Source organism: Pantoea sp. VS1 (genome assembly GCF_002207995.1).
Classification (GTDB): Bacteria; Pseudomonadota; Gammaproteobacteria; order Enterobacterales; family Enterobacteriaceae; genus Pantoea; species Pantoea dispersa.
The window spans coordinates 337,348-349,750 of sequence record NZ_NHZE01000004.1 but is presented as its reverse complement, the minus strand read 5'-3'; the positions used below and the strand labels follow the sequence as shown (position 1 = coordinate 349,750).

The following is a 12,403-nucleotide window of genomic DNA, read 5'->3' as shown; positions in this document are numbered from 1 at the left end:
GTTTTGCGCCGTAATAAATGAACCAACAGGTGTAAAATATGTGTTAAAAGTGAACGGAACGGCAAAAATACCGCCAGAATCGGGCGAAAGGTGCTTTTTATCTCTTTGATATTACGTTATTTGTTTTAAATGTAAGGAAAAAGTTGATTTTTGTCAAGTATTGGTTAAAACTTAGCGGAGCGCGGATTTCAGTAATGAGCAATAAAAAGTATTTTCACGCGTAAAACTTATATAACTAACATTCTGGGTTATGTAACTAAATAAAATGGTATATTTATACCATGAAGTCGGACCACTTAAATTAATTATAAAGACCTCCGAACTGCCAAAGAATTGAATACACGATTTCTTAATTCTGGAGTTGCTCATCATGAATACGCTCACCCCGATTCTTAATCCGCTGACATTACCGAAAGGGGCGGTGCTGAAAAACCGCCTGGTGATGGCCCCGATGACCACCTGTACCGGCTATTACGACGGCGGCGTGACCAGCGATCTCGTTGAGTATTATCGCGTGCGTGCCGGCAGCATCGGCACCGTGATCGTCGAGTGCGCCTTTATCGATAACCGCGGTCCGGCGTTCCCGGGCGCTATCGGCATCGACAGCGACAACAAAATTCCCGGCCTGGCCAGAATTGCGCACGCCATCAAGTCCCAGGGTTCCAAAGCCATTCTGCAGATTTACCACGGCGGCCGCATGGTTGAGCCGGCGCTGATCGGCGGGAAAACCCCGGTCGCGCCCAGCGCTATCGCCGCGCCGCGTGAAGGTGCCAGCACCCCGCAGGCGCTGACGGCGGAAGAAGTGGAGGTGATGATCACCAAGTTTGGTGATGCGGTGAACCGCGCCATCAAAGCCGGCTTCGACGGCGTGGAGATCCACGGCGCTAACACCTACCTGATTCAGCAGTTCTACTCGCCTAACTCTAACCAGCGCGACGACAAATGGGGCGGCAGCCGCGACAACCGCGCGCGCTTCCCGCTGGAAGTGCTGGAAATCACCCACAAAATGGCGGAGCGCTTCGCCGCAGCGGATTTCATCATCGGCTATCGCTTCTCGCCGGAAGAGCTGGAAGTGCCCGGTATCCGCTGGGACGACACGCTGTACCTGCTGGAAAAACTGGCGGCGCGCGGGCTGGATTACGTGCACTTCTCCGTCGGCCAGCTGCTGCGTCCGTCGATTGTCGACACCCAGGATCCGACGCCGTTAATCAGCAAATACATTGAACAGCGCTCGGCGACGCTGGCGAAAGTGCCGGTGATTGGCGTTGGCGGCGTGGTGAACAAAGAGGATGCCGAACTGGCGCTGGCCTCGGGCTTCGATCTGGTGGCGATTGGTAAAGCCTGTATTGCCTATCCGGACTGGGCCGATCGCATCATCAAAAACGAGCACATGGATCTGTACATCGACAGCACCAAACGCGAAGCGCTGACCATTCCGGAACCGCTGTGGCGCTTCTCGCTGGTGGATGCGATGATCCGTGACGTCAGCGATGGCCATCGTAAGTACAAAGCCGGCGTTTACCAGGCGAAAGTGGAAGCCGAAGCGCTGAAGCTGAAAATCAACGTGACGCTCGACACCGACCGTATCACCGACATCTCGCTGGTGCCGGATCCTAACCTCGACGTCGATTTCACCAGCACCTTTGAAAGCCTGCGTGAACGTATTCTGGTGGCGAACAGTCCGCACGTCGATGCCATCACCGGTGCTACCACGCAGAGTGAGGCGCTGAAGAAAGCAGTATCGCGCGCGCTCACTACCTCCAGCAAAGAGTATGTGATTGAAGAGGGCGGCAATCCGAATGCGCCGGTCAATTACGATGTGGTGGTGGTTGGTACCGGCGGGGCCGGTCTGGCGGCGGCGATTCAGGCGCACGATGACGGCGCGCGCGTGGTGATCATTGAGAAGATGCCCACCATTGGCGGTAACACCATCAAAGCGTCGGTGGGGATGAACGCGGCGGAAACCCGTTATCAGAAACTGAAAGGCATCGAAGACAGCAAAGAGCTGTTCTACGAGGAAACGCTGAAAGGCGGCAAATTCAAAAACAACCCGGTGCTGCTGCGTGAGTTCGTTGAGCGTGCGCCAGAAGCCATTGAGTGGCTGGCGGCGAAAGACATTGAGCTGAGTGATATCACCATCACCGGCGGCATGAGCATTGACCGTACGCACCGTCCGGAAGATCGCTCGGCGGTGGGCGGCTTCCTGATTAGCGGCCTGGTGAAAAACGTCAACCAGCGCAACATCGAAGTGCTGCTGGAAACCTCAGTGGCCGAGATCCTGTTTGAAAACGGTGCGGTGACCGGCGTGAAAGTGGTCGATGAGTACAACGACAGCCGCATCCTGAATGCGAAAAGCGTGATTGTGGCCACCGGTGGCTTCAGTGCCAACCGCGAGATGGTGGTGAAATACCGTCCGGAGCTGGATGGTTTCGTCACCACCAACCACAAAGGCGCCACCGGCAGCGGTATCGCCATGCTGCAGAAAATTGGCGCCGAGACCGTCGACATGGGCGAAATCCAGATTCACCCAACCGTTGAACAGACCACCTCGTACCTGATTTCCGAAGCGATGCGCGGCGGCGGGGCGATTCTGGTCAGCCAGGCCGGTAAGCGTTTCTACAATGAAATGGAAACCCGTGACAAAGTTTCTGCCGAGATTATCGCGCTGCCGGAAAAAAGCGCGTGGATCGTGTTCGATGAGCAGGTACGTGCCAACAACAAAGCGGCGGACGAATACATCGCCAAAGGCTTTGTGATTAGCGCGCCAACGCCACACGAGCTGGCGGTGAAACTCAACATGGATCAGGAAACGCTGCAAAGCACGCTGGGCCGTTACAATGAGTTTGTGATTAACCAGAAAGACGAAGACTTTGGCCGTGCCACCGCGCTGCGTCATCCGCTCAATCAGGGGCCGTTCTTCGCGATTCGTATCGCACCGGGCGTGCACCACACCATGGGCGGCGTGACCATCAACACCGAGACCGCGGTGCTTGACGCGCAGAAACAGGTGATTCCTGGTGCCTGGGCGGCGGGTGAAGTGGTCGGCGGCATCCACGGTGCGAACCGCATCGGCGGTAACGCCGTCGCCGATATCATTATCTTTGGTATCAAAGCGGGTCGTAATGCCGCTAAACTGGCGTTAGGTAACTAAGCTATCACGATGCCCGCGCCCTGCGGGCATCGTTCTCTTGCGGGGCCACAATGACAAGCGACGCTGGCGTCCATTCCTATTCTGCCGTCCTCATGGGTTCGCCCATTCTGCTCAAACTGTTCGAAGACAATCCCACGCTGGCCAGCCAGGTCTTTCGCCTGATCAAACAGCAGGAAAACCTGTTTACCGTCAACCGCGCCGAATCCGAAGTGATGGCCATTAATCAGGCCGCCGGACGCCATCCGGTGGTGGTGAGCGCGCCGGTTTTTGCGCTGATTAGCGTGGCGCACGCGGTGAGCATCCTGCCGGACAGCGCGTTTAACTTCACCATCGGTCCGGTGGTGAAACGCTGGAAGATTGGTTTTCAGGGACGTGAAGTGCCGCCCGCAGCGGAGATTGAGGCGCTGCTGTGCCTGACCGATCCGCATCAGGTGGTGCTGGATGCTGAACAGCACTCGGTGTTTCTGCCGCTGCCGGGCATGGAGATCGATCTGGGCGCCATCGCGAAAGGCTACATCGCTGATGTGGTGCAGGCGTTTCTGCGTCAGCAGGGTGTTGCGCAGGCGCTGATTAATCTCGGTGGCAATGTGCAGACGCTCGGCAGCCCGCCGCATCAGCCGCAGGGCTGGGGCATCGGGCTCAAGAAACCGTTTGGCCGGGACGATGAGCTGCTGGGTACGCTGCAGGTGCAGGGCAAATCGGTGGTGACGTCCGGGATTTATGAGCGCTACTTTGAACGCGACGGCCGCTGCTGGCATCACATCTTTGATCCGCACACCGGCTATCCGCTGGACAATGCGTTATTGAGCGTGACGGTGATTGCCGATCGCTCGCTGGATGGCGATATCTATACCACGCTGCTGTACGGCATGGGCGTAGAGCAGGGGCTGGCGTATCTCGCCGGCCAGCCTGATATCGACGCGGTGTTTGTCACCCGAGATCGGCAGATTATCTGCTCGCCGGCGCGCCATTTCCGCTTCAGCCAGCTGGATTTCAGCTGGCAGCTGCGTCACTGACAGTACTGCTGTAGCAGCGAATGGTACTCCGGCTGCAGGCGATAGCGATACACCGGGCGGCCGGTGGCGCCGTAGTGAATGCTGGTGAACAGAATATTAATCTGCGCCAGCCAGATCAGGTATTTGCGACACGAAACGCGCGAAATGTTCACTTCGGCCGCCAGCTCGTCGGTGGAAAACTCATGGCCGGGATGGGCGTCAATCCACTGACATAGCGTGCGCAGCGTCTGCGGCGTTAAGCCTTTCGGCAGCCGTTTGTTGTCATGCTGGGTGGCCGGGCTGCCGTGCATCAGCAGATCGAGGTCCGACTGCTGATAATAGTGCTGGTTGTCCATCAGCGACTTTTTCTGCCGCCAGCCGGTCAGCGCCTCTTCAAAACGCGGGAACTGGAACGGTTTGATCAGGTAGTCGACCACGCCGTAGTGCAGCGAGGTTTTGATGTTCTCCGCGTCGGCCGCTGACGAAATGATGATCACTTCCACTGAACTCTGCGCCTGGCGCAGCTCCGGCAGCAGATCGAGCCCGTTCTCCTGCTGCATATAGATATCCAGCAGCACCAGGTCGATCGGCGTTTCGCTATTAAACAGGAACTCGCGCGCCTGCTGCAGCGTCGCGGCGGTACCCACGCAGTGAAAGCCCGGCACCTGGCCGATAAAGCTGCGGTTCAGCTCGGCCACCATGGCGTCATCGTCGACCACTAACACGTTAATCATGCGGTTTGGTTCCTCCATCCCACGGAAGTTGGACTAAAAATTGGGTGAACACGCCGGGCTCGGACTCCACGCTGACGCTGCCGCCGAGGTGCTCCGTCTGCTGTTTCAGCAGGAACAGGCCGACCCCGCGATCCTCGCCTTTGGTGGAGAAGCCCTTGTCGAACACGGTTGCCAGATGCTGCGGCGCAATGCCCGGTCCATCATCGCTCACTTCACAGGTCAGCCAGCCATTCTGATAGTGCAGCATGACGTGGATTTCGCCCTCGGTCTGCTCACTCATTGCATCCAGCGCATTCTCCACCAGATTGCCGACCACGGTGATCAGCGCCGCCATTTGCTGCTCGTTGCCGCTGTCCGGCAGGTAACTGGCATCGCTGATGGTCAGGCGATGGCCGCAATCAGAGGCGCGGTTAATTTTGCTGAGCAGAAAACCGGCAATCACCGGTGATTTGATCTTCTCCAGCAGGAAACCGATTTCCGTCTGATAGTTATTGGCGGTTTTCAGAATATAGGCTTCTACCTGCGCATAATTTTTCATGTGCAGCAGGCCGAGGATCACATGCAGCTTATTCATGAACTCATGCGAGCGCTCACGCAGGGCATCAACATAGTTTACCATGCCGGTCAGACGCTGCATCAGCTGGCTGATTTCGGTCTTGTCCCTGAAGGTGCAGACCGCGCCGATAATGCGTCCCTGACTGCGCACCGGCACGGTGTTGCTCAGCAGCAGTCGGCCATTGACGTTGAGCTCCTCATCGCGCCGTGCGCGACCGCCGTTGAGCACTTCCTGCAGATGCTGGTCGATCACCGAGGCATCATAAATGCGCGCGGTACTCACTATGCTGCTGCCCATTTTATCGCTCAGCAGCTGGCGCGCCGCCTGATTGACCAGCGTCACCTCGCCCTGATCGTCCATCGCCACCACGCCTTCCTTGACGGAGTTAAGGATCGCCTGGCGCTGCTCAAACAGGGTGGAAATTTCGTATGGCTCAAGGCCGAACAGGATGCGCTTCAGCACGCGCACCAGAATAAAGGTGCCAACCGCGCCGGCAAAAGTGCCGATCAGAATGGTCCACAGAATGCTCCAGCGACTCTGGTTGATCTGGTCGGTGACCGCCTCCAGCGAGATGCCGATAGCCACCACGCCAATCTGCCGCTGCTGGGCGTCGTACACCGGGGTAAACACGCGCAGCGATTTGGCCAGCGAGCCCTGATTCACGGAGACATTCTCGTTGCCGCGCAGCGCCGGTTCGATGTCCGGGCCGATAAAGTGTTTGCCCACCAGCTCCGGATTACGGTGTGAGTAGCGGATGCCATCCATGTTGGTGATGCTGATAAACAGCAGATGGTTGCTCTCTTCCACCGCTTTGGCGATGGGCTGGATAGCGGCCCGGTCGGGCGGCAGGCGCAGCGCCTGCTGAATTTCGGGTGATTTCGCCAGCGTGCGCGCCACCGCCATGGCTTTATCCTCCAGCTGGCTGCGCGTCGCGGCGCCAATCTGGAAGAAATAAAACATGTGTACGCTCAGCAGCACCAGCACAATCACCGCGCTGAGCATCAGCGTTACCAGGGTGTTGAGCTTCATCGGTCGCCTGCGCACCGGCGTGGCTTGCTGTGGTGAGATCATGGTCGTGCTCTGCGGAAAACGGGGGGCTATTATGACGGATAATCCGCAGCGGGTCGCGCTAAATGCAGGAAGGCCGTCAGCGATGACGACCTTCCGTGGGGGAGAGCGGGCGGGTTAAGCCTGTTTCACCCGGTTAGCGAAGCTTTTCCGCAGTTTCTGCAGCTTCGGCGGGATCACCGCCAGGCAGTAACCGTTGCGCTTACCAGCGCCATCCCAGTAATCCTGATGATAATCTTCTGCCGGGTACCAGGCTTTCAGCGGCTCGATAGTGGTCACCACCGGCTCGCTGTGATCTTCCTGCGCGCGGGCAATCGCCGCAATCGCTTCGGCTTCCTGCTCCGCGTTAGCCGGGAAAATAGCCGAACGGTACTGAGTGCCGACATCATTACCCTGACGGTTCAGCTGGGTGGGATCGTGGGTGGCAAAGCTGATGTCCAGCAGATCGCCGTAGCTCACTTTCTGCGGATCGAAGCCTACGCGAATCGCTTCGGCGTGGCCGGTCGCGCCGCTGCACACCTGCTCGTAGGTGGGATTAGGACGTTCACCGCCGGTGTAACCACTTTCGACTGACTCGACGCCAATCACATCTTTGAATACTGCTTCGGTGCACCAGAAACAGCCACCCGCGATAATCGCATATTCGGTTGCCATTGTTTTACTCCTGTCAGGGCGAAAGCGTTAGAGTGGGGGTTCAGCACGCTGAATTCAAGCCGCTTTCTGTTAACATTTCTGGCGCAACCTGGCGCGGCTTAGCCCGACGCGGCTCGCTCATCATGCGTAAACGGCCTGGGCTGATCGCATGCAGCATCATTTGGCCTTCACGCGCGGCACGTCACTAATACGCGTGGTGTAAGCCGGAGACAGCATGTCGCGTTTCATCGCCCAGGGTTTCTGGATGCCCTGACCGGCAAACCACAAGGCACCGCGCTGGTGAGCGTTGATCTTATCCATCAGCGCCATCAGCTGATCGCTGTTACGGCGCGGCTGATAGTCAGCAAACAGATCAAGCTGCGCCACCCCGTCGCTGAAAAAGTCGCCCAGCATTACGCCGCCTTTCAGGTAGCGCTTGCCGGGGATCCAGATGCGATCCAGGCAGTTGAGCGTGGCCTGAATAATGTCGCGGCTGTCGGCGGTAGGGGTAATCAGCGTCTGGCTGGCGGCATTGGCATAGTAGGGCTGATGCGGATCGTGCGGGCTGGTGCGGATAAAGGTGCCGATGTAGCGGCAATACTGGCGCTCGCTGCGCAGTTTCTCCGCTGCGCGTGCCGCATAGCTGGCGATGGCTTCGCGCATATCCTGATAATCGGTAATGCGATCGCCAAACGAGCGCGAGCAGAGGATATTTTGCCGGTGCGGAATCACCTCTTCAAACGCCAGGCACGGTTCGCCGCGCAGCTCGCGCACGGTGCGCTCCAGCACCACGCCAAAATGCTTGCGGATCAGCGCAGTGGGCGTCTCCGCCAGCTGCAGGGCGGTTTGAATGCCCATCAGGTTCAGCTTGTTCGATAAACGGCGGCCGACGCCCCACACTTCCTCTACGCCCACCCGCTGCATCAGGCCGCGCTGGCGCGCCGGATCAGAGAGGTCCATGACGTTTTCGGCTTTGGTCCAGCGTTTGGCCGCCCAGTTAGCCAGCTTGGCGAGGGTTTTCGTTGGCGCGATGCCGACGCCCACTTTCAGGTGCGTCTCTTTCCACAGGCAGTCACGTACCTGCTGTCCAAAGCGCGTCAGCGAGGTGTAGCCTTCAATTCCACTGACATCAAGAAAGGCCTCGTCAATCGAGTAGACATCCACGCGCGGTGCCAGCCGGTCGAGCGTCTCCATCACGCGCGCCGACATGTTGCCGTACAGCGCATAGTTAGATGAAAACACCACCACCTGATGACGCATCAGCTCGTCGCGATGTTTAAACCAGGGCGCACCCATTTTGATGCCAAGCGCCTTCGCTTCGCGGCTCAGCGAGATAATGCAGCCATCGTTGTTTGACAGCACCACGATCGGCCTGCCGCGCAGATCCGGGCGAAACACGGTTTCGCAGCTGGCGTAGAAAGAGTTTACGTCGACCAATGCATACATCATCGGCACCCTGAAAATGCTGTATATAAAAACAGTATGTGCCAGAGGCGTGGTAAAGATCAAGCGGCAGGATTGTGCATTGCCGAATGTGAGAGCTGGAGCAAGTTGCTAACTGACCGGTCTCTGAGAGACGAAATTTTTATGACATTTCCGTATCCCAGTCTAATGCGTCGAAACGCCAGCAAGCCTGCCTGGTCGCATGCATTCCTGTGAAAAAATTAACAGTCTGAAGGATAATCAGTAGTAAACCATAAACCCACTTAACCGTGAGATTAAAAAGTAAAGTAACGCTATTTTGCTCAACGTTTTTGGCAGTATAAGTAATATAAATAAATAAGGTTTTTACTTACCTCTCGCTGAATTTAATTTCAAGGTCTCATTTGATTCCGATCATCTAAATCAGGATGTGTTTATCTTAAAATAGTTCTATATTTATTCGGTTGCAAGGCTATAGGTGTGAGCGATTTATCAATACAGGAAGTTCACGATTACTGTCTCAACTTAACGCAACGTATTATTAAAAGCTTTAACTGGAAAAATATCACCACAGACGTATTGAGCGAAGCGGATAAGCAATCCCTTGCCGCAGGCGTTACGGGGAGTAAGCTCAACTGGGCGTGGGGAATGGAGCGCTACCAGGGGACAGCAAATGACAAAGGGATATTAGATATAAGCCTCAAGGTCGTTGACTATGCAGGCCCCGAGGCACTGCATGCTGTTATTATTTGTAAATATGACATGCTGCGTGACGAGTTTGCTATTTGTATGCTGGAAAATTTTATTGCTGATAAAGAGACATCATTATCAGGTAAAGTCTTTATTATAGCGCTGGTATATGCCACGACTTTTTGTGCAATGGTGGGTTTGGATGACGTGCATATCTGCGACCCTGTTCCCGAGGCTCAGTCCCGATACCGATCGTATGGGTTTGCTTTCATATTTGATGCTCCTGATAAAATGTCCTCATCGGTAGAAGAAATACAAGATAAAATACGCGAGAAAGTGAGGCGGTTTTTTTGAGGAAAAGTGAATCAATGCAGGGGTTCAGCATCCTGTTTGATAAATAAACAAGGGTAGGGTAAATTATGATCACAGCAGGAACTTCAGGAGGCATCATGATTAAGCAAAGTAAAAAAATTGATACATCCAGGGCGATGACTGCTGCCAAACGTTCAGTCGCTTTCTGGTCTTCCATTGATGGTGCGAAGCTTGCCAGAGTAGGTTTTGCAGAAAAAGACGCGGACGTTATTGGTCCGGAGAAGCCATCAGCGAAGGCACGAATCGCCAGTTAACAATATGCAATCGCATCGTTAGCAGAATCAAAGCTCCTGTCCCGGGAGCTTTTTTGCTTTACATGCCTGAGTTTTTAGCAGGCCGGACACAGGTATAAACACATCCCGGCGGAAAGCTGTTCGGAAGAGTTTATTACAACCGGACGAAAAAAACGGCGTTCCCCTCAGGGAAACGCCGTGGGCCAGGGGCCAGTTACTGCGCGAGAAAAAAACGTGTCACTGCCTGGTCTGACTGAACGTCAGGGCGCCTTCTTGCTGCCTGCTTCCGCTCCGGTAATCGGATCGATCAGCGGATCGGATGCGGTGCGTGCGGCCAGCGCGTCAATGTCGCGCTGCTCATCCGGCGACAGCGTCACAGAAGGCAGACCATCGCCGCCATCCACCGCCGGTTGCGGATCGGCCACATAATCGAAGTTGTCATCGGAGTTCCAGCTACCACGCACGTCATCACCTTCTGACATGTTGTAGTAGTTGTGCGCATACTGCTCAATTGGCGGCAGCTTGCCCGGTGGGAAGTTGTCGCGAATAGAGTACAGCGCTTTCTCAAATGAAAGCTGGTGCGCAGCTTCACGCGTCATCAGGAAGCCTAACGCATCCTTCACGCCGACATCGTCAGTGACGTTGATCAGACGTTCATAGATGATTTTGGCGCGCGCTTCGGCGGCGATATTAGAACGCAGATCCGCCGTCACTTCGCCGATGGTATCCACGTAAGCCGCGGTCCACGGCACGCCGCCGGAGTTGGTCAGCGGCGGGCCACCGCCGTAAAGAATCGAAGTCAGATGGCTATCGTTACCGGCACCCGTGATTGAGCGATACAGTTCGCCTTCCTCTTCAGTGCCTTCGGCCAGCTTGCCTTTGGCGCCTTTATTGAGCATGCCAACCAGCGAGCCGATAATCTCAAGATGGCTGAGCTCCTCGGTAGCGATATCCATCAGCAGGTCGCGGCGTCCTAAATCCTCATCGCCGAGGCCCTGGGTAAAATAGCGCATGGCCGCGGCCAGTTCGCCCTGCGGACCGCCAAACTGCTCTAATAGCAGATTGGCCAGGCCCGGATTCGGCGCACTGACGCGCACCGTGTACTGCAGTTTCTTAACGTGTCGAAACATAGCTCACCTCAAAAAGTCTCTTACGAAAAGAGAAAATCAGCGTTTCGCTTTCGCGTCCGGGTCTTCGCTGCGCAGCAGGAACTGATCGGTCAGTTCAGGCATGTGCGTTAACATCCAGTCCGCCATCGCGATCTCCTGCTCACAGATCTGTTTGAGAATGGCCACGCTCTCCTGATCCCCGGCACGCGTGGCGGCGCTGATCAGGCTGGTGTAGCTGCCAATCTCGGCATTCTCGAACACGTAGCCGCTGATAGCGCCTTTCACCACTTCGTCTTCCGCGAAGGTGCCGCCAAAGGCCTGGCCCATAGCGGCCATTTTCCCCATAACGTCTTTTACGCTGGAGTGGGAAATGCCGTGACGGTCGAGAATGGATTCCAGCAAAGACTGCTGCTGGCGGGTTTCTTCGATGTGCTGCTCAATGCGTGCACGCAGCTGCGGGTAGTTTTCCAGGCGTTTTGCCATCTGCTCGAGCATGGTTTCGGCCTGTTTTTCCATGGCATGAGCGTCGCGCAGCCAGTCGTGATAATGCGAAAGTGCGGATGTGGTCGTCATATCTACCTCCGTTGTACGGCAGTCGCGTTACTGCTTTTCCGCGATATCCGTGAGTTTTTCATCGGTGGATTTTTCTTCGGCTAATGTGGCGGCCAGCAGCTCTGCGGCCTGGTTCAGCTCCAGCTTTTTCGCCATCGCCACCAGCGTGCCGTAGGTGGCGATTTCATAGTGCTCAACCTTCTGCGCCGCGCCGATCAGGCCAGCATCGCGCACCGGGCCGGCTTCGGTGGATTCAATCAGCTCCTGCGCTTCTTCTACCAGGCCTTCCAGTGCATGGCACTTCATGCGCATGATGCGCAGCTCATCGTGGCTCTCTACGACCTGATCGAGGCGCTCAATTTGTCCCTGGGTCTCTTCCAGATGTTGCTGAAAAGCGTTTTTTAAACTTTCATCGGAGGCTGCCCGGACCAGTTTGGGTAACGCACGGGTAATCTGTTTCTCCGCGCTGTAAACGTCCGAAAGATCGTGAATAAAAAGATCGAGTAGCGATTTAACTTTCATGGAATATTCTCCGAATCGGTGATTAACGGGAGGCTGAAGCCATTAAGTGATAACGCGATTAAGAGAGGGAATGAAACGAAGCAATAAATCCCTATCATCCTGTTGATGACGGAGCATTCCCTGCTCCGAGACATTCCTAACTCTGCGTTACAGCGCATCAGGAATCGCGATGGCTATTCTGTCCGCCTTTTTTGCCGGCTTCGGACGCTTTCTCACGGTCGTTTTTGAAATTACCGCCGCTGTTTTGTCCGCCTTTTTTACCCGCTTCAGATGCTTTCTCTTTGTCTTCTGCGAAATTACCTGAACCGCCTCTATGCTCTGTCATACTATTACCTCGTGATGAGTAATAAATAACATGACGCATCT

12 protein-coding genes are annotated in these 12,403 nt (G+C 55.7%); 4 read left to right on the top strand and 8 right to left on the bottom strand.

Annotated features, from left to right (window positions below; genetic code table 11):
- The first annotated feature begins 370 nt into the window (after positions 1-370).
- Positions 371-3,151, top strand: coding sequence for a flavocytochrome c (locus tag CBW22_RS02280; protein ID WP_021506341.1), 2,781 nt, complete (start codon positions 371-373; stop codon positions 3,149-3,151).
- A 50-nt stretch (positions 3,152-3,201) separates the two neighbouring features.
- Positions 3,202-4,167 carry an FAD:protein FMN transferase gene (locus CBW22_RS02275; protein WP_088515897.1) on the top strand — a complete coding sequence of 322 codons (966 nt, stop codon included), beginning with the start codon at positions 3,202-3,204 and terminating at the stop codon, positions 4,165-4,167.
- Here CBW22_RS02275 and dcuR read toward each other — a convergent pair.
- The 4 genes from dcuR to umuC form a co-directional block, all read right to left on the bottom strand.
- A complete protein-coding gene (gene dcuR / locus CBW22_RS02270; RefSeq protein WP_021506339.1) occupies positions 4,161-4,880 on the bottom strand; it encodes a two-component system response regulator DcuR in 720 nt (239 codons plus the stop codon). The two genes, CBW22_RS02275 and dcuR, sit on opposite strands and share 7 nt — an antisense overlap.
- Complete coding sequence (locus CBW22_RS02265; RefSeq protein WP_088515896.1) at positions 4,873-6,507, bottom strand: sensor histidine kinase; 1,635 nt, start codon at positions 6,505-6,507, stop codon at positions 4,873-4,875. The genes dcuR and CBW22_RS02265 overlap by 8 nt, the downstream gene beginning before the upstream one ends.
- A gap of 114 nt (positions 6,508-6,621) precedes the next feature.
- Entirely contained in the window at positions 6,622-7,158 is a 537-nt protein-coding gene (msrA, locus tag CBW22_RS02260; RefSeq protein ID WP_088515895.1) for a peptide-methionine (S)-S-oxide reductase MsrA, read from the bottom strand.
- A 156-nt stretch (positions 7,159-7,314) separates the two neighbouring features.
- A complete protein-coding gene (gene umuC / locus CBW22_RS02255; protein WP_021506336.1) occupies positions 7,315-8,583 on the bottom strand; it encodes a translesion error-prone DNA polymerase V subunit UmuC in 1,269 nt (422 codons plus the stop codon).
- A gap of 456 nt (positions 8,584-9,039) precedes the next feature.
- Between umuC and CBW22_RS02250 the strand changes: the two genes are divergently transcribed.
- Entirely contained in the window at positions 9,040-9,603 is a 564-nt protein-coding gene (locus CBW22_RS02250; protein ID WP_088515894.1) for a hypothetical protein, read from the top strand.
- Positions 9,604-9,698: 95 nt separating this feature from the next.
- Positions 9,699-9,875 carry a hypothetical protein gene (locus CBW22_RS26235; RefSeq protein ID WP_021506334.1) on the top strand — a complete coding sequence of 59 codons (177 nt, stop codon included), beginning with the start codon at positions 9,699-9,701 and terminating at the stop codon, positions 9,873-9,875.
- A gap of 239 nt (positions 9,876-10,114) precedes the next feature.
- Here CBW22_RS26235 and CBW22_RS02245 read toward each other — a convergent pair whose 3' ends face one another.
- The 4 genes from CBW22_RS02245 to CBW22_RS02230 all read right to left on the bottom strand — a co-directional run bounded on the left by CBW22_RS02245 (position 10,115) and on the right by CBW22_RS02230 (position 12,362).
- Positions 10,115-10,984, bottom strand: a complete 870-nt coding sequence (locus CBW22_RS02245) for a manganese catalase family protein (RefSeq protein WP_058757631.1) — start codon at positions 10,982-10,984, stop codon at positions 10,115-10,117.
- A gap of 36 nt (positions 10,985-11,020) precedes the next feature.
- Entirely contained in the window at positions 11,021-11,536 is a 516-nt protein-coding gene (locus tag CBW22_RS02240) for a ferritin-like domain-containing protein (protein ID WP_021506332.1), read from the bottom strand.
- A gap of 27 nt (positions 11,537-11,563) precedes the next feature.
- The gene (locus CBW22_RS02235; protein ID WP_021506331.1) at positions 11,564-12,037 is read right to left on the bottom strand and encodes a YciE/YciF ferroxidase family protein; all 474 of its coding nucleotides are present in this window, start codon (positions 12,035-12,037) and stop codon (positions 11,564-11,566) included.
- Positions 12,038-12,194: 157 nt separating this feature from the next.
- On the bottom strand, positions 12,195-12,362 hold the full coding sequence (locus tag CBW22_RS02230; RefSeq protein ID WP_021506330.1) for a general stress protein: 168 nt from the start codon (positions 12,360-12,362) through the stop codon (positions 12,195-12,197).
- Between the last annotated feature and the right edge of the window lie 41 nt (positions 12,363-12,403).

Bases quoted from the DNA above. Each gene is read 5' to 3' on its own strand.
- CBW22_RS02280 (WP_021506341.1), top strand. From the start codon at position 371: ATGAATACGCTCACCCCGATTCTTAATCCGCTGACATTACCGAAAGGG.
- CBW22_RS02275 (WP_088515897.1), top strand. From the start codon at position 3,202: ATGACAAGCGACGCTGGCGTCCATTCCTATTCTGCCGTCCTCATGGGT.
- dcuR (WP_021506339.1), bottom strand. From the start codon at position 4,880: ATGATTAACGTGTTAGTGGTCGACGATGACGCCATGGTGGCCGAGCTG.
- CBW22_RS02265 (WP_088515896.1), bottom strand. From the start codon at position 6,507: ATGATCTCACCACAGCAAGCCACGCCGGTGCGCAGGCGACCGATGAAG.
- msrA (WP_088515895.1), bottom strand. From the start codon at position 7,158: ATGGCAACCGAATATGCGATTATCGCGGGTGGCTGTTTCTGGTGCACC.
- umuC (WP_021506336.1), bottom strand. From the start codon at position 8,583: ATGTATGCATTGGTCGACGTAAACTCTTTCTACGCCAGCTGCGAAACC.
- CBW22_RS26235 (WP_021506334.1), top strand. From the start codon at position 9,699: ATGATTAAGCAAAGTAAAAAAATTGATACATCCAGGGCGATGACTGCT.
- CBW22_RS02245 (WP_058757631.1), bottom strand. From the start codon at position 10,984: ATGTTTCGACACGTTAAGAAACTGCAGTACACGGTGCGCGTCAGTGCG.
- CBW22_RS02240 (WP_021506332.1), bottom strand. From the start codon at position 11,536: ATGACGACCACATCCGCACTTTCGCATTATCACGACTGGCTGCGCGAC.
- CBW22_RS02235 (WP_021506331.1), bottom strand. From the start codon at position 12,037: ATGAAAGTTAAATCGCTACTCGATCTTTTTATTCACGATCTTTCGGAC.
- CBW22_RS02230 (WP_021506330.1), bottom strand. From the start codon at position 12,362: ATGACAGAGCATAGAGGCGGTTCAGGTAATTTCGCAGAAGACAAAGAG.